Annotated in this window: 19 protein-coding genes; 10 read left to right on the forward strand and 9 right to left on the reverse strand. The window is 68.8% G+C overall.

Going from position 1 to position 21853, the window contains the following annotated elements; all coding sequences use genetic code 11:
- Positions 1-738: 738 nt before the first annotated feature.
- The 3 genes from P9K36_RS14570 to P9K36_RS14580 all read right to left on the reverse strand — a co-directional run bounded on the left by P9K36_RS14570 (position 739) and on the right by P9K36_RS14580 (position 2572).
- On the reverse strand, positions 739-1251 hold the full coding sequence (locus P9K36_RS14570; RefSeq protein ID WP_042672427.1) for a hypothetical protein: 513 nt from the start codon (positions 1249-1251) through the stop codon (positions 739-741).
- A 435-nt stretch (positions 1252-1686) separates the two neighbouring features.
- On the reverse strand, positions 1687-2322 hold the full coding sequence (locus P9K36_RS14575) for a glutathione S-transferase N-terminal domain-containing protein (protein WP_042672428.1): 636 nt from the start codon (positions 2320-2322) through the stop codon (positions 1687-1689).
- A gap of 40 nt (positions 2323-2362) precedes the next feature.
- Positions 2363-2572, reverse strand: a complete 210-nt coding sequence (locus P9K36_RS14580; RefSeq protein ID WP_043759356.1) for a hypothetical protein — start codon at positions 2570-2572, stop codon at positions 2363-2365.
- A gap of 268 nt (positions 2573-2840) precedes the next feature.
- Here P9K36_RS14580 and P9K36_RS14585 point away from each other — a divergent pair, with 268 nt between their 5' ends.
- From P9K36_RS14585 to P9K36_RS14605, 5 genes are all read left to right on the forward strand, one after another.
- Entirely contained in the window at positions 2841-3650 is an 810-nt protein-coding gene (locus P9K36_RS14585; RefSeq protein ID WP_278307198.1) for a Crp/Fnr family transcriptional regulator, read from the forward strand.
- Positions 3647-7225, forward strand: a complete 3579-nt coding sequence (locus P9K36_RS14590; protein WP_278307199.1) for a PAS domain S-box protein — start codon at positions 3647-3649, stop codon at positions 7223-7225. The genes P9K36_RS14585 and P9K36_RS14590 overlap by 4 nt, the downstream gene beginning before the upstream one ends.
- 32 nt (positions 7226-7257) lie before the next feature.
- Positions 7258-7653: a response regulator gene (locus tag P9K36_RS14595; protein ID WP_244435283.1), complete on the forward strand. Its 396-nt coding sequence runs from the start codon at positions 7258-7260 to the stop codon at positions 7651-7653.
- Positions 7654-7780: 127 nt separating this feature from the next.
- Positions 7781-10222 (forward strand): PAS domain S-box protein, encoded by a 2442-nt coding sequence (locus tag P9K36_RS14600; RefSeq protein ID WP_278307200.1) that lies wholly within the window; start codon positions 7781-7783, stop codon positions 10220-10222.
- Between the two features lie 382 nt (positions 10223-10604).
- Positions 10605-13325, forward strand: coding sequence for a PAS domain-containing protein (locus tag P9K36_RS14605; RefSeq protein WP_244435284.1), 2721 nt, complete (start codon positions 10605-10607; stop codon positions 13323-13325).
- A gap of 38 nt (positions 13326-13363) precedes the next feature.
- Here P9K36_RS14605 and P9K36_RS14610 read toward each other — a convergent pair whose 3' ends face one another.
- The 5 genes from P9K36_RS14610 to P9K36_RS14630 form a co-directional block, all read right to left on the reverse strand.
- Positions 13364-14284, reverse strand: coding sequence for a molybdopterin-binding protein (locus tag P9K36_RS14610; protein WP_042672432.1), 921 nt, complete (start codon positions 14282-14284; stop codon positions 13364-13366).
- Entirely contained in the window at positions 14281-15105 is an 825-nt protein-coding gene (locus P9K36_RS14615) for a cytochrome b/b6 domain-containing protein (protein ID WP_042672438.1), read from the reverse strand. The genes P9K36_RS14610 and P9K36_RS14615 overlap by 4 nt, the downstream gene beginning before the upstream one ends.
- Positions 15106-15245: 140 nt before the next feature.
- Positions 15246-15479, reverse strand: coding sequence for a hypothetical protein (locus P9K36_RS14620; protein ID WP_042672433.1), 234 nt, complete (start codon positions 15477-15479; stop codon positions 15246-15248).
- Positions 15480-15712: 233 nt separating this feature from the next.
- Positions 15713-16327: a SelB C-terminal domain-containing protein gene (locus P9K36_RS14625; RefSeq protein WP_278307201.1), complete on the reverse strand. Its 615-nt coding sequence runs from the start codon at positions 16325-16327 to the stop codon at positions 15713-15715.
- Positions 16328-16629: 302 nt separating this feature from the next.
- Positions 16630-17304 (reverse strand): Crp/Fnr family transcriptional regulator, encoded by a 675-nt coding sequence (locus P9K36_RS14630; protein ID WP_278307202.1) that lies wholly within the window; start codon positions 17302-17304, stop codon positions 16630-16632.
- A 182-nt stretch (positions 17305-17486) separates the two neighbouring features.
- Here P9K36_RS14630 and P9K36_RS14635 point away from each other — a divergent pair, with 182 nt between their 5' ends.
- The 5 genes from P9K36_RS14635 (at position 17487) to P9K36_RS14655 (ending at position 20955) form a co-directional block, all read left to right on the forward strand.
- On the forward strand, positions 17487-18287 hold the full coding sequence (locus P9K36_RS14635; protein WP_278307203.1) for a pentapeptide repeat-containing protein: 801 nt from the start codon (positions 17487-17489) through the stop codon (positions 18285-18287).
- A 44-nt stretch (positions 18288-18331) separates the two neighbouring features.
- Positions 18332-18721, forward strand: coding sequence for a thioredoxin family protein (locus tag P9K36_RS14640; protein WP_278307204.1), 390 nt, complete (start codon positions 18332-18334; stop codon positions 18719-18721).
- Between the two features lie 7 nt (positions 18722-18728).
- On the forward strand, positions 18729-19448 hold the full coding sequence (locus P9K36_RS14645) for a cytochrome c biogenesis protein CcdA (RefSeq protein ID WP_042673471.1): 720 nt from the start codon (positions 18729-18731) through the stop codon (positions 19446-19448).
- 290 nt (positions 19449-19738) lie between these two features.
- On the forward strand, positions 19739-20224 hold the full coding sequence (locus P9K36_RS14650; RefSeq protein WP_042673488.1) for a sigma-70 family RNA polymerase sigma factor: 486 nt from the start codon (positions 19739-19741) through the stop codon (positions 20222-20224).
- Positions 20221-20955 (forward strand): anti-sigma factor, encoded by a 735-nt coding sequence (locus P9K36_RS14655; RefSeq protein ID WP_182180415.1) that lies wholly within the window; start codon positions 20221-20223, stop codon positions 20953-20955. Before P9K36_RS14650 ends, P9K36_RS14655 begins: the two co-directional genes overlap by 4 nt.
- A gap of 37 nt (positions 20956-20992) precedes the next feature.
- Here P9K36_RS14655 and P9K36_RS14660 read toward each other — a convergent pair whose 3' ends face one another.
- On the reverse strand, positions 20993-21541 hold the full coding sequence (locus tag P9K36_RS14660) for a fasciclin domain-containing protein (RefSeq protein ID WP_278307205.1): 549 nt from the start codon (positions 21539-21541) through the stop codon (positions 20993-20995).
- Between the last annotated feature and the right edge of the window lie 312 nt (positions 21542-21853).

Genomic DNA, 21853 nt, shown 5'->3' on the forward strand with positions numbered 1-21853 from the left:
GCGGGGGCTCACACGGCCCTGCTGATGGATAGGATCCTACACGGACAGGATACTGACGAAACCGAGCAGGTCCTGTGTCGCGAAATGGACGTCCTGGCGGCGTTGCGTGCCCACGCAAAAGCGCGGAACAAGGATGAGCCATCGCCGTAAGAGGTTCATTCCTACGGCTACTGATCTGTACCTTCCCTCCAGTAGACCCGACCGCATTGCAGCGGGTCCGCTATGGGCACTTAGTTGGGATTGTCGCGGCGTCTGGTTTGGGTCGGTAGGAGGCCGTCCGCTTTTCCGGCCGACCGTCTCCCAAGCGGCCGTTCCGCTTACGGCCATCTCCTGTCGGGGCCGACGGCCCTCAGAGCGTCTCCCATGGGTGGATTTTTGCCGTTCCGCTTTCGGACGCGATCATGGAAAAAGCGGACGCCCGGTGATTGTCCGAGTATGGTCGGAAGCCGCTAGCCCAATTTGAAGCCAAAGCTGCAGTTGAACTGTTGCGGCCGTAAAGATCTTAATTTGATCCCGGCAATCAAGATTATCATCATCGCTCTACCGCAACTTATCGCACCAGTTAATCGCCAATCGATAGCCGAACTGATGATCCGGTTTAAGATCTCAATGTTCCGCGCCGGATTAGCCTAAGTAATCGAGGGGCCGCTGGTCAATCAGGGGCTCCTCGCGTTCGTCCATCAGAGATTTCAGAGGCGGCAGCGACGTGTGGCCGCGGTCAATAGGGACGGTCGTCGACTATGGCTTGCCGCTCGGCGCCACGAACGGGTTCCTCTCGGCTGCCGAGCCGTTCTTGGCGTAGCATGCTTCCAGCCGGTCGAGTGCGGCGGCGCTTTTATCCAGCGCCACCTTGATGGTCGCGCCCTCGCCCTTCACGTCCAGGCCGTCGGCGAGCTTCAGCGACTTGAGGAACCGCTCGTCCTTGACCGGCAACGACACCGCGTTGCCGGAGGCAGCGACGTCCGCCTGCAGCGTGGATGATCCGGCCACCAACTCGACCGGATAGCTCTTCCCGCGCCCGAGCTTCCATTTCGCCGAACTCATCGTCAGGTCGAGCCCCGCCGCGTCGCGGGTGAACCGGACCTCGACGCCGTCGTCCGTCGTCCGGGTCATCGTGCAACGGTCGAACTTCTGGCCTTTCAAGACGGCGTCGACCTTCCAGGGACCGATGGCGACGGCATCCGCCGGAGCCTCGGCACGGGCTGCGATGGATACAGCCGACAGGGCGAGGGCGGCGATGGCAAGGCGCATGTGGGTCTCCCGGTTCCGTGGACGGGACCATCTCATGAGAAGGCCGGGGGTTCCCGGACGCCAAGCCGCCCTCGGCCGAGGTCACGAACAACAAAGAGACAAGGCTCCCGGTTGAACGCGTCGGCGCGCCGGACCCGCCGCAGCCTACCTTCTGCGCTCGCTCTGCGAGCGGCCAATCACTCTCCCTCGCCCGGTCCTTTGACATCGGATGACGGGTCACGCTCGTCCGGAGCCGGCGGTAGGTGAGCCGGCGGCAATCGCCCCGGACTGGGCGGCGTCGGCAGGCCGGCATCCTCGTCCGCCGGCGGCAGTTCGTCGGGTCCGGGCCTGTCACTCATCGTGATGTCTCCCATGGTCGCGCCGACGCGACGGGCGTCACGCGTTTCCCCTGAAGCTGGAGCCGCCCCTGCCTCCGCGCCATCGCGTTTCGGCACCTCAGGTCTTCGGGACCTCCATGCCGCGCCTCACCGCCGGCCGTTCGCCTACCCGCCCCAGCCAAGCGTGCACGTTCGCGATGTCGGCCAAGGTCCCCTCTAGCGGTTCCTTCAGGAACGACGTGGCCGCCAGCGTCCAGGCGTAGCAGGCCATATCGGCGATGGAGTAGTCCGTTCCGGCAAGGTACGGCCCATCGCCAAGGCGCCGGTCCATGACGTGCAGCAGGCGGTCGGCCTCTTCGGTGAACCGCTTGATGGCCAGCGGCGCCTTCTCGTCGGAACGTACCGCGAAGAAGCCGAGCTGGCCCAGCATCGGCCCGAGGCCGCCCATTTGCCAGTGCAGCCATTCCAGCGCCTTGTAACGGGCAGGCCCCGAGGGGGCGAGGAAGCGTCCCGTCGTCTCGGCGAGGTAGGTGAGGATCGCGCCGCTCTCGAACACCGACAGGGGACCGCCTTCCGCCTCGTCGTCGACGATGGCCGGGATCTTGTTGTTGGGCGAGACCTTCAGGAAGTCGGGCGCGAACTGTTCGTCCTTGCCGATGTCCACCGGCACCACGGTGTAGGGTAGCCCGCACTCCTCCAGCATGATCGGGATCTTGCGGCCGTTCGGGGTCGACCAAGTGTAGAGCGTGATCATGCGGTCCCTTCCGTCTCGCGGCTTCCGTAGGTTCCAACTCCTATCGCAAGGTCGGGGATTCGCCGGGCTTGAGGTGGGGATCGCCGCCATCGGGACCGCCGAGCGACACGTGGTCGTTGAGGCGGCCGAGGTGTTCAAAGACATGCTCGAAGGCATCGGTCACGGCCCGCTCGAAGGAGCCGTCTCCCTTGCCCTGTGCGTCCCTCAGGGCGCTCAGCAGCGCGCGGTGCTTCTCGGTATCCGTCGACATCGCGTTTCTCCCGGTTGGCTGTTGATTTGGCTCAGAAGGCCAATTTGCCCGCGCCGTGCCGGTTCCCCAGGGCTCCCGTGGCCTCCCCTTTGGTGACCGCTCCGGATCGGACGAGGCTCTTCGCCCAAGCGCGTCGTCGCCGTCGGCGAGCCGACGAAAAAGTCGCGCCCGTCATCCGGTTTCGGCATCAGTTGTCAGGTATCGGACATCTTTGCGCCAGGAAGTCCGCTAGTGGACAACCCGACCGCCGGCGCCGCGACCATTCCCCGTGAATATCCGAACCTCGTCCACCATCGACGGCAACCTGCTGCTCGAAGCCCTCGATGCCGACGACCGCGCCCTGTTGGCGCCGCACGCCGAGCGCCGAGAGGTCCGTCGCGGCGACGTACTGTTCCGCGCCGGCGACGACGTCAGCCACGTTACCTTCCCTTCCCACCATTGCGTCGTCACCCTGGTCGTGCCGCTCATGGACGGAAAGTCGGTCGAGACCGCCACTGTCGGTCGCGAGGGCGCCATGGGAGGCGTCGTCAGCCACGGCTACCTGCCGGCGTTCGGGCAGGCCGTGGTCCAGGTCAGCGGCCCGGTCATCCGGATCGACGCAGTACGCCTGTCCGAGGCCAAGCAGGCCTCGAAGGGCGTCCGCGACCTGTTCGTGCGCTACGCCGACTGCCTGCTCGCCCAGGTCCTGCAATCGGTCGCCTGCAACGCCGCGCACACTATCGAGCGGCGATGCCTGCGCTGGCTCCTGACCCTGCAGGACCGGATCGGCACGCCCGAATTGCCGGTCACCCACGAACTCCTCGCCGACATGCTCGGGGTGCGTCGCGCCTACCTCACCGAGGTTCTCGGGCGCATGCAGCGCGACGGCCTGATCACCATCGGCCACGGACGCATTACCCTCCCGGACCGGAGACGCGCCGAAGCCGGCTCGTGCGAGTGCCACGCCGCAGTTCGGCGCCACTTCGAGGAGGTGATGGGTGCCGTCTACGCGCCCGGCGGTCGCATCGTCGCCGTCGATGTCGGCGACCCGGAGCGGCTAAGGCCCCCGTCCGCGCTCGTGAAGGACGCGACCCCGTGAACCAGGTCACGCGTCCCGCCCGGGTCGAGGAGGACGCGCGGCTGGCCGCGCTCGCCGCGTTCGACATCCTCGACACCCCGCCCGAGCGCGGTTTCGACGACATCGTCCATCTCGCGCGCCGCCTCTGCGCCGCGCCGGTGGCCCTAGTCAGCTTGGTCGACCGCGACCGCCAGTGGTTCAAGGCGCGCGCAGGCTTCCCGCCCTGCGAGACCGACCTCGACCGCTCGGTTTGCAAGTTCGTGCTGGCCGAACTCGGCGTCCTGCAGATCCCGGACCTGACGCGCGACCCCCGCACTCGCGCCAACCCGCTGGTGACCGGCGAACCGCGCCTGCGCTTCTACGCCGGCGCGCCCCTACGCACGCCCGAGGGGCAGGTGCTCGGCAGCCTGTGCGTCATCGACCACGTGCCGCGCCCGGGCGGCCTCTCCCCGGAACAGGTTGTGGACCTTGAGGTGCTCGCCCGGCAGGTCATGGACCAGCTCCTGCTGCGCCGGTCGCTCTCGGATCGCGACCGCGTCGGGCGCCAGAGCGAGGCTGTCGCCGCGACCCTGGCCGGCGTCGCGGCGGCGGGGGGCGACCTCGACGAGAGCTTCCGGGCTGTGCTGGCGGGCGCGATGCGCGCCGTCCCCGCCGCCGAGGCCGGCACGGTGGAGATCCGCGAGGGCAATTTCCTTGTCTACCGCGCAGTCACGGACGGCCTCGCACCGCATCTCGGCCTTCGCGTCCCGCTCCGGGGTAGCCTCGCGGGTGCCTGCTACCGGGAAGGCGTCCCGCTCCTCATCCCCGATGTCCTGGGCGATGACCGGGTCGAGCCTGAACTGGCCGAGCGGCTTCGTCAGCGCTCGTGCATGCTGGTGCCCGTCCGCCGCGGCGGTGTCGTGGTCGGGGTCCTGAAGCTGCAATCGAGCCGCTTGGACGCCTTCGCTGAGGAGGATCTGCAGGTTCTCGGCGTCCTCGCCGGTTCCGTCGCCTCCGGCCTTGCCGAGGCTGGCGAGCGCGCTGCCAACCGAGCGGCAGCCCTGACCGAGTACCGTCGTCGCGCCGTGTTCGACAGCGCGCAGGACTACGCCATCATCCTGCTCGACCTCGACGGCCGGATCACGGACTGGAACGCGGGCGCGACCCGCATCCTCGGTTGGCGTCCCGAGGAGATGTGCGGCGAGACCGCCGACGCGTTCTTCACGCCGGAGGACCGGCGCGACGGCATCCCCGCCATGGAGATGCAGTCCGCACTGGAGACGGGCACCGGCGTCGACGAGCGCTGGCACCTGCGCCGCGACGGCGAGCGGTTCTGGGCCAACGGCGAGATGATGGTGCTGCGCGACGAGGCCGGCGCGGCAATCGGCTTCGTCAAGGTCCTGCGCGACCGGACGGAGCAGAAAGAGGCTGCCGCCCGCCTGCAGGAAAGCCAGGACCGTTACCAACTGGCGGCGCGCGCGACCAACGACGCGATCTGGGACTGGAACCTCGCCACCAACCACGTCCTGTGGAACGAGGCTCTGACCGAGGCCTACGGCCATGAACCCGCGACGGTCGAGCCGACCGGAGAGTGGTGGATCGCGCAGGTCCATCCCGAGGACCGCAACCGCATCGACGCCTCGATCCACGCCGTCATCGACGGCGTCGGCACGACCTGGACGGAAGAGTACCGCTTCCGGCGCGCCGACGACTCCTACGCGCACGTGCTCGACCGCGGCCACGTCATGCGCAACGCGGACGGCCGGGCCTGCCGCATGATCGGCGCGATGCTCGACCTGACCGCGCGCAAGCGGGCCGAGGACGCCCTGCGCACGAGCGAGCGCCGCTTAGGGCTCGAACGGGGACTGCTGGAGGCGATCTTCCGCCAGGCGCCGGTCGGCATCTCCATCGCCGGAGCCGACGCCGGGAGGCTATCGTCCCTGAACGCCAAGGCCGAGGAGATCCTCGGCCACGGGCTCGGGGCCCAGGGCGACGCCCGGTACGTCTCCTACGGCGCCCTGCACCCGGATGGTCGCCGATACGAGCCCACCGAGTACCCGACCCTCCGCGCCCTGCGGAAGGGCGAGACAGTGCGGGGCGAGGAGATGCGCTATCGCAACGCCGAGACGGGCGAGCTGCGCCTCCTGGAGGTGTCGAGCGGACCCGTGCGTGACGACGAGGGCGCGATCCAGGCTGCGGTGACCGTGCTGGTCGACGTCGGGGACCAGCGTCGGGCCGATGCCGAGACGCGCCGCCTCGCCGCCCTGGTCGAGCAGAGCCAGGACTTCATCGGCCTGGCGGCGCCCGACGGGAGCGTCGACTTCGTTAACGAGGCCGGTCGGCGCCTCATCGGGCTGCCCGACTTCGCGGCGGCCAGGGCCATGCCCATCGTGGACTACTTCGTGCCGGGGGAGCGCGCGCGCGTCCTCGACGAGGTGCTGCCGGCGGTCGAGCGGGACGGGTTCTGGGAGGGCGAGCTTAACTTCCGGCACGTGGTCACGGGGGCTGCGGTCCCGGTCCTGTACAACCTCTTCCCCGTGCGCGACGCCAACGGGCGCAAGCTCGGCTACGGCACCGTCACGCGCGACCTCACGGAACAGAAAAAGGCACGCCAGGCCCTGCAAGCCAGCGAGGCGACGCTGCGCGCCGTGCTCGACACGGTACCGGTTGGCATCCTGTTCGCGGAGGCGCCGTCCGGCCGCATCGTCGCCGGCAACCGGCGTCTGGAGGAGATCTTCCGCCATCCGATATTGCCGTCGCCCAACGCCGACAGCTACGGCGAATGGGTCGCCTTCCACGAGGACGGCCGCCCGGTCGCTCCTGAGGAGTACCCGCTCAGCCGCCTCATCCGGGAAGGTGTCGAGCACGCGGAGATGCGCTGCGAGTACCAGCGCGGCGACGGCACCCGGCTCTGGATCGAGATCGCGGGTGCGCCGATGCGCGACGACGCCGGCGCGGTGGTCGGCGCTGTCGTGGCGGTCGCCGACATCGACACCCGCCGCCGGGCCGAGGAACGGCAGGACCTGCTCAACCAAGAGCTCTCGCACCGAATGAAGAACCTGCTGGCGATGGTACAGGCCATCGCCGCGTCGACGCTGCGCGGCGCCACCGACATGGACTCGGCGCGCGAGGTCCTGGGCAGCCGGCTAGTCGCGCTCGGCAAGGCGCACGACGTGCTCCTCGGCGGCGCCGCCGAGAGCGCCTCCCTGGCGGCAGTGGTCCGGGAGGGGGTCGGCGTCCAAGAATCGGCGGGGCGGCGCGTCGCGTTCGAGGGGCCGGACGTCGAGATCGGCGGCAAGGCCGCCTTGTCCCTCGCCCTGACCCTGCACGAGTTGACCACCAACGCGGTCAAGTACGGCTCCCTGTCCGTACCCCACGGCAGGGTCGCGTTGACGGCCTCGCTGGTTGGGCCGGAAGATGCGCCGCGGCTGCGCATCGCATGGATGGAAATTGGCGGTCCACTGGTCGTGCCGCCATCGCGAAAAGGGTTCGGGTCGCGGCTGATCGAGCGTGGGCTGACGGCACAAGTCAACGCCAACCTAGCCCTCGACTACCGCCCGGAGGGTGTGGCGTGCGTCGTCGAGGCGGCGCTGGCCGACTTCCAGGCGGTCGTTTGACGGGGCGACGCAACGAAGGGTCGCGCGGGCCGTTGCCGCTCGCCATGACGGATGCCCCGGACGCGAAGACGGCCCTGGTGGTCGAGGACGAGATGCTCTTCCGCTTGGAGGTCCGCGACCTCCTCGAAGCGAAGGGCTACGCCGTTGTCGAAGCCGGAAACGCCGCCCAGGCGCTGGAACGTCTGGACGGCACGGTCACCCTGATGATCACCGACGTGCGCATGCCGGGCACGATGGACGGCCTGGCGCTCGCACGCGAGGTCACCCGCCGTCGGTCAGACGTGGCCGTCGTTGTCGTGTCGGCACAAGTGACGCCTCGCCCAGAGGCCTTGCCCGGGCACGTCCCCTTCGTCGAACGCCCATTCATTGAAAGCCGCTTCCACGCCGCCATCGACCGGGCCGTGTCGGCGAGGACCGAACGCCGATGATGACGTCGATTTCCTGTTCGGCCAAACCGCACGAGGCCTCGACCCGACCAAAGGCCGCATCCGATTTCCGTCCCGTCGCCCCCGAGGGCGTTGGTTCCCGCATGGACGCCCTTTAGAGATCCAGGCCATGAGCATCGAGGATCTTCGGGGGGAGGTCGAGCGGCTGCGCCGGCGCGAGAGCGAGTTGCTGGCGGAGGTCGCCCGCCTGCGTGCCGGTCGGGAACCGCATGCACCTTCGACCGCCAGCGAGGCCGGCGTCGGGTCCCTCAGGCCCGATCTGCTGTTCACCGCCGCCGACAAGACACGGATGGCGATGATCGTCACCGACCCGAACCTCACCGACAACCCCATCGTCTTCGCCAACCGCGCCTTCCTGGAACTCTCCGGCTACGCGGCGGAGGAGTTGATCGGGCGCAACTGCCGCTTCCTCCAGGGTCCGGAGACCGACCCGGCCCACGTCGCCCGCATCCGTGATGCCATCGCGGCACGGCGGGACGTGGTCGTGGAGTTGTTGAACTACCGGCGCGACGGCAGCCCCTTCGTCAACGAGCTCTACGTCAGCCCGGTCTTCGGCCCGCACGGCGAGCTGCTGTTCTTCTTCGGCAGCCAACTCGACCTCACGCGTTTCCGGGAGCAGGAGGGCAACGCCGTCCGGCGGGGCGCCTCCTTCCGCAGCCTGCTGGAGGACGGCGAGGCCGGGTTTTGCATCATCGAGATGCGGTTCGACGGGGAAGGCCGGGCCGAGGACTACCGCTTCGTCGAGGTCAACGCCGCCTTCGAGCGCCAGTCCGGGCTCGCGAACGCCGAGGGCCGCTGGATGCGCGAGCTCGAACCCGAGCTTGAGCGGCACTGGTTCGACACCTACGGCGAGGTCGCCCGCACGGGACGCGACGCGCGGTTCAGGGGCGCGGCGTCCCGGCTGGGGCGCGTGTTCGACGTGCATGCGGTGCGCATCGGCAGCCAGGTGCAGAACCAGGTCGCCGTGCTGTTCGAGGACGCCACCGTCAGGCAGGAGGGCGAGGAGCGGCGGGAGGCCCGGGACCGCGACAACTTGGTCGAACGCGACCTGGTCTGGCGGACGAGCCGCGACCTGCTCGTCGTCTGTGGTCTCGACGGGAATATCCGCGCCGTCGGCCCGGCCTGGACCGAGACGCTCGGCTGGCCGGCCGGCAGCCTCGTCGGGGTGCGCATCGACAGCCTCGTGCATGCGGACGACCAGGAGGCCGCGGCACGCGCCTTCGAGATGTTGCGCGCCGGCCTGCCCCTCTCCGACCTGGACATCCGCATCAGGACGGCGGACGGCGGCCACCGCTGGATCTCGTGGAACGCCATCCCGCAGGGGGACCGCTTCCACGCAACCGGCCGGGACGTGACCGAGCGTCGGGCCCTTGAGGAGCAGTTGCGGCAATCTCAGAAAATGGAAGCGGTCGGGCAGCTGACAGGCGGCGTCGCGCACGATTTCAACAACCTGCTGACCGTCATCAAATCCTCCACCGACCTCCTGAAGCGACCGAGCCTGAGTGAGGAGCGCCGGAGCCGTTACGTCGACGCCATATCCGACACGGTCGACCGTGCCGCCAAGTTGACCAGCCAGTTGCTCGCGTTTGCGCGACGGCAGGCGCTGCGCCCGACCGTATTCGATGCCGCGCAGTCGGTGGCCGCCATCGCCGACATGGTACGCACGCTAACCGGCGCGCGCATCCGCGTCGAAACCGACACCGATGCAGGCCAGGATGCGGACGGCGAGCGGCTGCCCTGCCACGTCGATGCCGACCCGAGCCAGTTCGACACCGCGTTGGTGAACCTCGTGGTGAATGCCCGCGACGCGATGCAGGGCGAGGGTCGGTTGCGCATCGCGGTCAGGCGCGCCGACCGCATCCCGACCTTGCGCTCGCACCCGGCAGTGCCGGGCGACTTCGTGGCCGTGTCGGTCTCCGACACCGGCGGCGGCATCGAGCCTGAGTTGCTCGAACGCATCTTCGAGCCGTTTTTCACGACGAAGGGCGTCGGCCACGGCACCGGGCTGGGCCTGAGCCAAGTGTTCGGCTTCGCCAAGCAGTCGGGCGGCGACGTCGCGGTCGATAGCGAGGTCGGCGCCGGGACCACCTTCACCCTGTTTCTCCCCCGCTCCGCCGATGGCTCGGCTCGGGAACCCGCGCGGGACGATCCTGGACCGCTGCCCGAAGGCCACGGCACCCCGGTCCTGGTCGTCGAGGACAACGTCGAAGTCGGCGCCTTCGCCACGCAAGCGCTCGGCGAACTCGGTTACCAGGCCGTCTGGGTGAAGGACGCCCAGGCCGCCCTGGCGGAGATCGAAGCCTCAGGCCAGCGGTTCGAGGTGGTCTTCTCCGACGTGGTGATGCCCGGCATGAACGGGGTCGACTTGGCCAGGGAGATCCGGCGGCGGTGGCCCTACTTGCCGGTCGTTCTGACCTCCGGCTACAGCCACGTGCTGGCCTTCGAAGGCACCGACGGCTTCCCGCTGCTGGGCAAGCCCTATTCGGTGGCCGACCTCAGCCGGGCCCTGCGCAAGGCCCTGCGGGAGCGGTTGGCACTGACGTTCGGCTGACGGGTGATGCACGCGGTTGAAAGCATCGGCCGAGTGCGCATCCGCCAGGGACCGCGCGCGTTGTCGTCCGGCGCCAGCCGGACGCGCCAAGGGGACAACGCCATGCAATCGGACACGCCACGCCCGGGGGACGAGCCGTTGCCACCCATCGGCGACCCGCCGCCGGACCCGACGCCGCCCGAGGGCGATCCGCCGACGGAGCCGCCGGCACCGCAGCCACCCGGTCCGATCAACGCGTTCTGACCGCACGCGCCGCTGCGGTCGGCCGCCACTCCCGACCGTGCCACCACATCATTGAGTTTGCATCTTCCGACCCGTCGCGGGCGAAGCGGTCGGAAACTATCGAGCCAGCATGCACGCACCCACACCGGACCCGGGAACGATGTCCCGCGAGGAACTGGAAGCCGAGGTTCGCCGGTTGCGTGGGCATTCGGCCTCCCTCGCGCAGATGTTCGAGCAGGCCCCGAGCTTCATCGCCCTCCTGAGCGGCCCCGAGCACCGCTTCACGCTGACCAACGCGGCCTACCAACGCATCGTCGACGGTCGCGACGTGGCCGACCGTACCGTGGCGGAGGCACTGCCGGAGGCTGCCGCCCAGGGTTACGTCGACCTGCTCGACGAGGTGTTCCGCACCGGCCGACCTCACACGGCGACGGGTGCCAGACTCGATCTCCAGCCCGTCGCGGGAGGGGCGATCACGGAGCGCTACCTCGACTTCGTCTATCAACCGGTCGCCGGCCCGGACGGGCGGGTCGAGGGCATCTTCGTCGAGGGCCACGACGTCACGGAGCGCACACGCGCGGAGGTCGCTCTGCGCGAGAACGAGGCGCGCTACCGGACCCTGTTCGAGAGCATCGAGGTCGGGTTCTGCATCGTCGAGATGAAGTTCGAGGGTGAACGCGCCATCGACTACCGCATCGTCGAGTCCAACCCCGCCTTCGTCGCGCAGACCGGAGCAGACGTCGCCGGCAGGTGGGTGAGCGAGTTCGCGCCGGACCTGGAGCGGCACTGGTTCGACACCTACGGGCGCGTCGCCCTGACCGGCGAGCCCGCCCACTTCGAGCATTACGCCGACGTGTTCGGGCGTTGGTTCGACGTCAGGGCCCTGCGCACCGGCGAACCCTCCGCGCACCGGGTCGCAATCTTTTTCTCGGACATCACCGAGAGGCGCCGTGTCGAGCAGCGCGCCGAGGCCGGCGAGCGCGAGTTGCGCCTTATCGCTGACGCCCTTCCGGTTCTCATCGCCTTCATCGGCGCGGACCACGTCTACCGCTTCGCCAACGACGCCTATGTCGACTGGTTCTTTATCCCCGCAGGCGAGATCGTCGGCCGGGACGTCCGGGACCTGCTCGGGCCATACGCCTACGAGGCACGTCGGCCGTACATCGACCGGGCCCTCGCGGGTGAACCTGTCACCTTCGAGATGGACTGGCCCCACCGCGACGGGCGCCACCGCGTCGCCGAGATCCGATACCTGCCGCGCCGGGACGCCGACGCTCGCGTCGACGGCTTCCACGTCTTCGTGCAGGACGTGACCGTTCGGGTGCAGACCGAGGCCGACCTCGCCCGCCAGGTCGCCGCCCGGACCGCCGAGCGCGACCAGATCTGGCAGGCCTCGTCCGACCTGCTGTGCGTGGCCAACTTCGAAGGCTACTTCGTCGGCCTCAACCCGGCCTGGCCGCAAACGCTCGGGTGGACCGATGCCGAGATGAAGGCACGCCCGTTTCTCGATTTCGTCCACCCCGACGACGTCGAGGCGACCGTGGCGGCGGCGGAGGGTCTGTCGCGCGGGGAGGCGCAGCTCACGTTCGAGAACCGCTACCGCCGCAAGGACGGCAGCTACGTCTGGCTGTCCTGGAACGCCGTGCCGCGCGACGGGCTGATCTACTCGTCCGTACGCGACGTAACCGAGAGCAAGCGGCAGGCCGAGGCGCTGGCAAAGACGGAGGAGGCCCTGCGGCAGTCGCAGAAGATGGAGGCGGTCGGACAACTCACCGGCGGCCTCGCGCACGACTTCAACAACCTGCTCGCGGGCATCTCAGGCTCGCTGGAACTCATGCAGACCCGGATGTCCCAAGGGCGGATGGGTGACCTCGACCGATACATGACCGTCGCCCAGGGCGCGGCCAAGCGGGCTGCCGCCCTGACCCACCGCCTGCTCGCCTTCTCCCGCCGCCAGACCCTCGACCCGAAGCCCACCAACGTGAACCGCCTCGTCACCGACATGGAGGAGCTGATCCGGCGCACCGTGGGCCCGGCCGTCCACCTTGAGGTCGTCGGCCTCGCGGGCCTGTGGCCGGCGCTGATCGACCCGGGGCAATTGGAGAACGCGCTGCTCAACCTGTGCATCAACGCCCGCGATGCGATGCCGGACGGCGGTCGCATCACCATCGAGACCGCCAACAGGTGGATCGACGAGGCCGGCGGCCGCCAGCACGATCTCGCTCCCGGCCAGTATCTGGGCGTTTGCGTGACCGACACCGGAACCGGCATGGCGCCGGACCTGATCGGCAAGGTGTTCGAGCCGTTCTTCACGACCAAGCCCACCGGCGAGGGCACCGGCCTCGGATTGTCCATGGTCTACGGCTTCGCCAAGCAGTCCGGCGGGCAGGTGCGGATCTACTCCGAGGTCGGCGAGGGGACGATGGTCTGCCTGTACCTGCCGCGGCACTACGGCGAGGCCGACGAGGACGAGGTGACCCGCAGGCTTGCCGAAGTGGAGCAGGCCGGCCAGGGCGAGACGGTGCTGATCGTGGACGACGAGCCCTCGGTGCGCATGCTGGTCACCGAGGTGCTGGAGGATCTCGGCTACACCGCCATCGAGGCCGCCGACAGCGTCGCCGGGCTGAAGGTACTTCAGTCGGACGTGCGCATTGACCTGCTAGTGACCGACGTCGGCCTGCCGGGCGGGATGAACGGGCGGCAGATGGCCGACGCTGGCCGTGAGCGGCGCCCCGACCTGAAGGTGCTGTTCATCACCGGCTACGCCGAGAACGCCGTTCTGGGGAACGGCTATCTCCGACCCGGCATGCAGGTCCTGACCAAGCCGTTCGTGCTGGAGACGCTCGCCACCCGCATCAAGGAGCTCATCGCGGAGCGCTAGCCGCGGCGTCTGACCGGTCGTCCGTTCGCCGCAGGAGATCAGATTCCGGCATACCAGGCGTAGCCCTGGTCCTCCCAGTAGCCACCCTTGCCCTCGCCGATGTCGGCGAAGCTCTCCACCACCTCGATGCGCATCACGTATTTGGCCTGCTTGTAGCCGAGGTTGCGTTCGAGACGCAGCCGCAGGGGAGCGCCGTTGGCCACGGGCAGGGTTTTCCCGTTCAGCTCGTAGGCGAGGATGGTCTGGGGATGGAAGGCGTCCACGAGGTCGATGCTCTCGTAGTAGCGAACGGGCGCGTCGTCGCCGGTGGAGCTTCCCTCGGCGGCCTGCTGGCCTCCAGCATCCCGCTTGTCCTCCCCCTCGCCCGATTGCTTCGTCATCGCAGGGTTGGCGTTGCCGCCGGACGAGACGTCCTCCGTCCCGTCCCCTTCGGCGCCCTCGTCCTCGCCCTGGTCCATCGTGTCGGCGCAGCGGAACACGACGTAGCGCGCCTCGGGCTTGAGCCTGGCCCGGTTCAGGAGCTCGGCCAGCGGCACACCGGTCCACTGGCCGATGGCGCTCCAGCCCTCGACGCAGTCATGCCGGGTGATCTGCGTCCGGGACGGGAGCTTGCGCAGTTCCGCCAGCGAGAGCTTCAGCGGCGTCTCGACCAGCCCATCGACCTCAAGGCGGTAGTCCGCGAACTTGCGCCTCGCCAACGCCTTGTAGGCCTTATCAGGCGGGTCCTCGGTGCCGTTCGGCTTGAACCATGGCGAGATGTCCGCCTCGGCGTACTCGGGCGCGAGCGTCCGCTCGGTGAGGAGCAGCCGTTGCACGAACTGGTTGGCGTCCTCGCCGGTCTTGAGCGTGCGCCGGAACCAGTCGGCCTCGCCGAGGCGGTCGCAGCCCCCAAGCATCGCGGTGCCGGCCGCTGCGGTGGCGCCGAGCAGGAGAGAGCGTCGGCTGGGAGGCTGGATCATGCGCGGTGCTCCCGGACATCATCCCCCGCCGCGGGCTCGATCCGACGCTCGATCACGAACCAGCCGGTGAGCATGCCGCGCATGTTGTTCCAGAAGCCCGACAGCACGACGAGGGCGACGTGGACGACGACGAACAGGACCAGCAGGGCCGCGACGACAAAGTGGACGGTCCGCGCCGACTGCCGCCCGTCGAATAGCGTCAACAGGAACGGGAACGCCGCGTCCATCGCGGGTGACATCGCCAGGCCGGCCAACACCTGCACCGGCAGCAGCACGAACAGGACGACGGCGTAGGTGAGCTTCTGGATGACGTTGTAGCGCTTGGCCTCGTCCCCTTCAGGGAAGCGCAGGGTCAGGTGCTCCCGAACCGAGGCGGCGAAATGCCGGACCTGGTCGCGCTGCGGGACGACGCGGAAGCGCAACTGCCCGCTAAACAGGCCGTAGAGCAGGTAAAGGGTGCCGTTCACGACGAAGGCCCAGGCGAAGAAGAAGTGCCAACTGCGGCCGCCGGTGAGGTCCTGGTCGCTCGGCAGCGTCAGCCACGACGGGAAACCGCGGTCGGCCGCCTCGCCGTCCGCACCGGTCGATGAGCCGAAATACCCGGTGGTGTCGAACGTGTGGCCCAGGACCGTCGTCACGCCCTTGGGCGGGTCGTCATCGTTCTGGGACATCGCCAGCAGCGGCGTGTCGAAGGTCGAAACCTTGCCCCAATACAGGGCCGGGTGGGCGTTGAAGATCTGCAGGCCGCTCGTCAGCAGAACGAGGAGGCAGAGGGCGTTGACCCAGTGGGTGATCCGGATGACGGCGGGGTGCCGGAACATCCAGCGCCGATGCTCGACCTCGCCGGTGTCAGGGGCGGAGCGCGTCAGGTAGGTCCGTGGCACGTGGGCGACGTATCCTGGTGAACCGCGGGGCGCGGCGACCGGCCCGAAGGTCGAGCCGCCGCGTTCGGGATGGCCGCTTACATGCGGTTCATCATCATCTTCCGCTTCATCATCCGGCGCTTCATCATCTTCTTATGCATCATGCGCTTCTTCATCATCATGCGCTCGCTGTGCGTCATGCGGACCTGGGTGACGCCGGCGGGGGCCGCCTGAAGGCCGTTCGGGCCCATCGGTGCGGCCGAGGCGGCACCGGTGCCGAGCGCGAGGCCGCCGAGGACCGAGGCGGCGAGGGCAAGGGCGGTGATCTTCATTCGATGTCTCCTGTACGGGGAAGGAATTCCCTGTCGCACAGGGAGGCAAGGCGATGCACCCGCCGTAAGTTCCTGATTTTCTGAATAAATTACCTGCAGGCGATGGCCGTCAGGCACGGTTTTAGGGGCGCCGAAGCGAAACCTCGCGCCGCGCCCTGGCCGGGCGTATGCCCGCCCGTACGAAGGCTTGTCCTGAAAGGTTTCAGCTTGGGCCGGGAAAGGCGTCCCTGCCGTCATGCCGACGGTGGCATGACGGTGGGATCAGGTCCCGACCCGCCATGCACGGCGTCATGCCAGTTCGATGGGGCCAGGACGCGCCAATCGGCGCGGATGCGACGTCCCGCCTCGATCCGCACCGTGAACCCCCGTCCATCGAAGAACTCCAAGAGCGGCATGGTCAGGTTGCGGCCGATGCCGGCCGTCTGGCGAAATCGCCCGACCGTCAGCAGGCCCTCGGGATGCTCCCGCGCCACCGCGTCCGCGATGCGCGCCAGTTCGGCGACTGCCTCCGGCAGCGCGTAGTAGCTATTCGAGACACGCACGAGCCAGCCGAGGCGGCCGACCTTGTCGAGGAGGCGGCGGAGTTCGTCGGGCTGGCGGCCCAGGCGCTCGGCGAGCACGGTGAGGCGGGGCTGGTCCAAGCCCGCCTCCTCCAGCACGGCGCGAACGGTATCGTAGACGACGGCGTCGGCCGGACGCAGGCGCGCCACGTGGCCGGGCAGGTGCAGGAGCGCGCTGCGTCGCAGTATCCGTTCCGTCCGGACGAGGCCGTCGAGGACGGCAGGGAGGGCCGGACGGTCCCCGGCCTCCAGCGTCGATGCGATCTCGTTGTGAGCGAGCCCGATCAAACTGGCCGCGAGGTCGGCTACACCCTGGGAGCCCCCCGCTCCTGAGGTGCTTTTTGGTACGACCACTTCCTAGTCGGGGCCGCATATGCCGAACGAGTGCTCGGGAGCGGTTCGCGAAGGGCTATGGCCGACCAGTCGCTGGTGGCCTGCTCCAATTGATCCCAGAGCTTCCGCTTCGTCCGGGCCTGCGTCGGAAAGCGTCTCGGCCGTAATCCACCCTGAACGGCCATCTTGCTTCCGACCCAATCCAGTCGAAAAGCTCGATCCGCCTCGGCCGAGAAAGCAGACACCCCACGCCCATGTCACTGCCGACCTGCGGCCGCCAAGCTGGCACGGTCGACGATTTCGATTGCGCCCCGACGAAGTTCGATTAGGCCCGCCTCTGCCCATTGCCCCAGGAGGCGGCTGACCACCTCACGAACGCTGCCGATGTCGTCCGCGAGCTTCTGATGGATCACCGCGGCGACACCCCGCGGATCGGCCTCGGCCAGGAGCCGTTGCGCGAGGCGCTGCTTCAGCGGCGCGAATGCGACCTCATCGATCAGCGTGAACAGGCCGGACATCAGCCGCGTGTAGTCGTCCATGACGAAGCTGCGGAACGCGGCGCTCTCGCCCATCAGATGCTGGAACGTGCTCACCGGCAGAGCCGCCAACTCGGTCTTCTCCTCGGCCACGCTCTGCGCCGGGAACGTGCCGCCGGACAGCAGGCACTGCGTGGTCAGGGCACAGGTGCCGCCGGGGCCGACCTTGTAGATCAGCACCTCGCGCCCGCCCTCGGACATCCGGAAGATGCGCGTGCGGCCTTCCAGGCACATCAGGTAGTTGGCGCACTCGCCATCCAGTTCGTAGGCGATGGCGCCGGCGTCCAGGACCGGGAAGTGGACGGTTCCCCGGGCGATCTGCAAGTGCGCCGGGCTGAGCGCTTGAAGCAGCGGAAACCGGTCGATCCAACGTTCGACCTTCTGGGCATCCGTCATGGCGGCACAGTCCCCCGGCCATGACGACGGGCTGATCGTCCGGCTCGCGTTGCGTTTTTCTCCCGCCGCGCCGGACTTGTGTGACCTGGGTCACCGACCGGGTGCAGCGGGCCGGCATAGCGTCGAGCCACAACGAACACGATAAGGCGCCCGCCATGTGTGGCGCCGCCGGGAATGAACCGATGCGCCGCCTCGCCCTCAGCTTCATGCTCGCCGTCCTCGCCGCCGGCCCCGCCTCGGCCGAACAGGACCTGCTGCTCGGAGCGGACATGTCCTCGCCCGCCATGACCAAGGCCGAGATGAGCCGCGCCGACGTCGAGGCGATGATCAAGGCCGCGGACGGCAAGCCGGTCGACCTGCACGACAAGTCCCTCTCCGGGCTCGATCTCTCAGGGCTGAACCTCCGGGGGGTCAACCTACGGACGGCGCGCCTTAACAAGGTCAACCTCCGTGGCGCCGACCTCAGCGGCGCGAACCTCGAACAGGCGTGGTTCCTGAAGGCCGACCTGTCCGGCGCCAAGCTCGCGGACGCGAAGATGTTTGGCATCACCGCCCGGGACGCGAACTTCAGCGGCGCCGACCTCAGCCGCTCCATGCCCATCGGAGACTTCAAGGGCGCAAACATGAGCGGCGCGACGTTGGTCGACCTCAAGGGCGGGGCCGACATCAAGAACCAGTCCATGGGCCTGATGCGGACGGTGTTCACCTCGGTGAACCTCTCCGGCGCGAACCTGAAGGGAGCCAACCTCGGCCGGTCGCGCCTTGAGTATGCCAACCTCAAGAACGCCGACCTCACCGACGTGGTGCTGATGGGCTCGGATTTGTCGGGCGCCAACCTGACCGGCGCCACAGTCACGGGCGCGGACTTCAAGAACGTCGACGTCAGCGGTGCTCGGCTCATCGACCTCAAGGGGCAGGACGAAGCTAAGGACTGGGCGGAAAGGGTGAACGTCGACCGCGCCATCACCCAGGCGACCAATTGAGCCGACTATCTGCCTAGACCCATCACCAAGGACACAGACAGCCCATGACCACCCGTCGCTTCCTTCTCGGCGCCCTGGCCGCCGCTCCCCTGCTGTTCGGTACCGCCGCGAATGCCGCCGAGGCGGTCTTCAGCCCCGAGGCCTTTGAGGCGGCGCAGAAAGCGGGCAAGCCGATCCTCGTCCACGTCACCGCGCCGTGGTGCACTGTATGTGCGGCGCAGAAGCCGATCCTGGCCAAGCTGGAAGCCCAGCCTCGGTTCAAGGACCTTCAGGTGTTCGACGTCGACTTCGACAGCCGGAAGGACGTGCTGAAGCGGTTCGGCGTGACGAGGCAGAGCACCCTGATCACCTTCAAGGGTGAGAAGGAGACGGGTCGTTCGGTCGGCGATACCCAACCCGAGTGGATCGAGGGCGCCGTCGAGAAGGCGTTGTAGGTCGGTCGTGGCCACGACGTTCGGCCTCGCGTTCCTCGCCGGCATCCTCTCGGTGCTGTCACCCTGCGTGCTGCCCTTGCTGCCGCTGGTGCTTGGTGCCGCGGCATCGGAGCACCGGCTTGGCCCCGCAGCCCTCGCCGCCGGCCTCGCGCTGTCCTTCGTGGCCATCGGGCTGTTTGTGGCGACCGTGGGCTTCGCCATCGGCCTCGACGGCGATGACTTCCGCACTGTCGCGGCCATTATGCTAGTCCTGATTGGGCTCGTCCTGATGGTTCCGGCTGCCCAGACCCGGCTCGCCGTCGCCGCCGGTCCGGTGAGCAACTGGACCGAGGGCCGATTCGGCGGTTTCTCGACCGCCGGGCTCCTTGGGCAGTTCGGGGTCGGGCTGCTGCTCGGGGCGGTCTGGAGCCCCTGCGTCGGGCCGACCCTCGGGGCCGCCTCCCTCCTCGCCTCTCAGGGGCGGGACCTGGGCACGGTGGCGCTTACGATGCTCCTGTTCGGTCTCGGCGCCGCCCTGCCGCTCCTGCTCCTCGGCGCGCTCTCGCGCGAGGTGCTGATGCGCTGGCGCGACCGGATAATGGGGCTCGGCAAGGGGCTGAAGGTCGCCCTGGGCGCCATCCTCGTGGCCACCGGCCTGATGATCGCCACGGGCTACGACAAGGCTGCGGAGACCATCTTGGTCAACGCCTCGCCGGCTTGGCTTACGAACCTGACCACCCGGCTTTGATGGCGGCCACGCCGTAGACACTCTTCGTCAAACCGTGCTCGGGCCGGCAAAAGGCGAGCGGCGGTGAGAGGGTGCCGCGGCCGATGGCGGGCGCCGCGCGAACCCCTCTGACGGCTCACACGTGTCCCTCCGGACGAAGCCATGCCATAGGTATGTCTTGAATCGGCCGATGCGCCGGAGCCCGCCGGAATTCGCTTTCCCGCGGCAAGGGAGAAACCGTGTCGAACGTGGGGACTCCTGCAAACGCGGACCTCGCGCAGCTGATCGCGGCCGTGGCCACGGGCGACCGCATGGCCCTGCGCGCGCTCTACGACGCCGCCGCCCCGAAACTTCTCGGGATCATCCTCCGTATCCTGAGGGACAGGGGCGCGGCCGAGGATGCGTTGCAGGAGGTGTTCGTGCGCATATGGCAGCGTGCAAGCACCTATGATCCGAGGGCCGGGCCCGCGACTGCATGGCTCGGCGCCATCGCCCGGCACAAGGCCATCGACCGCCTTCGGCAGGACCAAGCTACCCGCCTGACCCAAGCCGACGAGGACTGGTTCGAACGCCTCGCCGATACAAGCGACGGCGAGGCGGACCTCGCCCGCCGTGACGCCCTCGCGCATTGCCTCGAAGCCGTCGAGCCCGCCCAGCGCGACTGCCTCGTCCTCGCCTATTGCGAGGGCTGGTCACGCGAGGAATTGGCGGCACGGCACGACCGCCCCGTCAACACGGTCAAGACGTGGCTGCGCCGCGGCCTCATGAGCCTGCGCGGCTGCCTGGAGGCGACATGAGCGGCGATGTTGGCACGGGCGCCGCGCCCTTCTGGGCGGAGGACCCCAGCGGCGCAGCTGGGGAGTACGTCCTCGGGACCTTAACCGCCGACGAGCGCGCCGCCTTCGCCTCGGCGATGGAGCGGGACGCTTCCCTTCGCGCGGCGGTGGCCGATTGGGAGGCGCGGCTCGCGCCGCTCACGGCGACGGCCCCATCGGTCAAGCCCGCGCCCGACGTATGGGATGCAATCGAGGCCAGGATCGGGACGGCTCGCTCACCTGAGGTCGATGCCGGTGGCGCGACTGTCCGCAGGCTGGAGCGCGGGCTGCGGATCTGGCGGTCTGCCGCGGGGGCTGCGACCGCGCTCGCGGCCGGCCTCGCCCTCTGGCTCGCAGTCGGGCCGCGGCCCTCAGCCACCGACCGTCAGTACCTCGCCGTGGTCGACCGCGGCGGCACCCTGCCGGCGCTGATCGTGCGCGTCGATCTCGACGGTGGCACCGTTCAGGTCCGCAGTCTCTCGGCAGAGACGCCGCCGGACCGCAGCCTGGAGCTCTGGTTCGTGGGGGCGAATGCCGCGCCGCGCTCGCTGGGCCTCGTCACTGACCCGGCGGCACGCCTGCCCGTGCCGGCCGCCCTCCGTGCCGGTGCGGAGGGTGCGACCCTCGCGGTGTCGGTTGAGCCGAAGGGCGGCTCGCCGACCGGTGCGCCGACAGGCCCGGTCGTCTATTCCGGAAAGCTCCTGCGCGAATGAGGCGGGCTCCGGCCTCCGCCGGCGCCCGCCCCCGCGATCAGGGCATCAGCACGCCGCTGACGACGTGGATGACGCCGTTCGACTGCATCACGTTCGGGATGGTCACCGGAACAGTGTTGCCCTTCACGTCGGTGACGTAGACTTTCTTGCCCCTGGCCGAGACGGCGAGCGGCTCGCCCTCGACGGTGGTGAGCTGCTTCTGTCCCTCAGGCTTCTTGGCGAGCGCCATCAGGTCCTTGGCGGTGTAGACGCCCGGGACGACGTGGTAGGTCAGGATCTTCGTCAGCGTCGCCTTGTTCTGCGGCTGCACAAGGTTCTCAACCGTACCCGGCGGCAACTTCGCGAAGGCGGCGTTGGTGGGCGCGAACACCGTGAAGGGACCCGGGCCCGACAGGGTGTCGACGAGGCCGGCGGCCTTCACGGCGGCGACCAGGGTGGTGTGGTCTTTGGAGTTGACCGCATTCTCGACGATGGTCTTGCTCGCGTACATCGGCGCGCCGCCGACCATCGGGTTCTTGGCGAGCGCCGGCGCGGCGACTGCGACGAGGCTGAGGCCGAGTGCGAGGCGTAGAAGGGTCTTGGACATGGTGTCTCCCTGATACTGCGCCCCTCCAGGGACGTCGCAGGGTTCTACGGGGCTCGGCGGGAGAAAAGTTTCAGGGCCGCTTGACGCCGCCGCGAATGCGTCCGCGATCGCAAGTGACCTCGCTTGCGGTGACCCGATGGTGTCGGTCAGCCCATTCGCGCGTGGACGTGACCTATCGCTCACGGGGCGGACAGACGGTGGATGCCATGTAGTCCGACACGCCACGTCCGGGAGGTGAGCCGTTGCCGCCCATCGGCGATCCGCCGCCGGACCCGGCCCCGCCGGACGACAATTCTCTGAGCGAGTCACCGG

This window comes from Methylobacterium sp. 391_Methyba4 (assembly GCF_029691625.1).
Classification (GTDB): Bacteria; Pseudomonadota; Alphaproteobacteria; order Rhizobiales; family Beijerinckiaceae; genus Methylobacterium; species Methylobacterium fujisawaense.

Bases quoted from the DNA above. Each gene is read 5' to 3' on its own strand.
- P9K36_RS14630 (WP_278307202.1), bottom strand. From the start codon at position 17,304: ATGACGGATGCCCAGAAGGTCGAACGTTGGATCGACCGGTTTCCGCTG.
- P9K36_RS14650 (WP_042673488.1), top strand. From the start codon at position 19,739: ATGGCCCTGCGCGCGCTCTACGACGCCGCCGCCCCGAAACTTCTCGGG.
- P9K36_RS14635 (WP_278307203.1), top strand. From the start codon at position 17,487: ATGCGCCGCCTCGCCCTCAGCTTCATGCTCGCCGTCCTCGCCGCCGGC.
- P9K36_RS14600 (WP_278307200.1), top strand. From the start codon at position 7,781: ATGAGCATCGAGGATCTTCGGGGGGAGGTCGAGCGGCTGCGCCGGCGC.
- P9K36_RS14640 (WP_278307204.1), top strand. From the start codon at position 18,332: ATGACCACCCGTCGCTTCCTTCTCGGCGCCCTGGCCGCCGCTCCCCTG.
- P9K36_RS14660 (WP_278307205.1), bottom strand. From the start codon at position 21,541: ATGTCCAAGACCCTTCTACGCCTCGCACTCGGCCTCAGCCTCGTCGCA.
- P9K36_RS14605 (WP_244435284.1), top strand. From the start codon at position 10,605: ATGTCCCGCGAGGAACTGGAAGCCGAGGTTCGCCGGTTGCGTGGGCAT.
- P9K36_RS14570 (WP_042672427.1), bottom strand. From the start codon at position 1,251: ATGCGCCTTGCCATCGCCGCCCTCGCCCTGTCGGCTGTATCCATCGCA.
- P9K36_RS14575 (WP_042672428.1), bottom strand. From the start codon at position 2,322: ATGATCACGCTCTACACTTGGTCGACCCCGAACGGCCGCAAGATCCCG.
- P9K36_RS14610 (WP_042672432.1), bottom strand. From the start codon at position 14,284: ATGATCCAGCCTCCCAGCCGACGCTCTCTCCTGCTCGGCGCCACCGCA.
- P9K36_RS14580 (WP_043759356.1), bottom strand. From the start codon at position 2,572: ATGTCGACGGATACCGAGAAGCACCGCGCGCTGCTGAGCGCCCTGAGG.
- P9K36_RS14655 (WP_182180415.1), top strand. From the start codon at position 20,221: ATGAGCGGCGATGTTGGCACGGGCGCCGCGCCCTTCTGGGCGGAGGAC.
- P9K36_RS14615 (WP_042672438.1), bottom strand. From the start codon at position 15,105: ATGTTCCGGCACCCCGCCGTCATCCGGATCACCCACTGGGTCAACGCC.
- P9K36_RS14620 (WP_042672433.1), bottom strand. From the start codon at position 15,479: ATGAAGATCACCGCCCTTGCCCTCGCCGCCTCGGTCCTCGGCGGCCTC.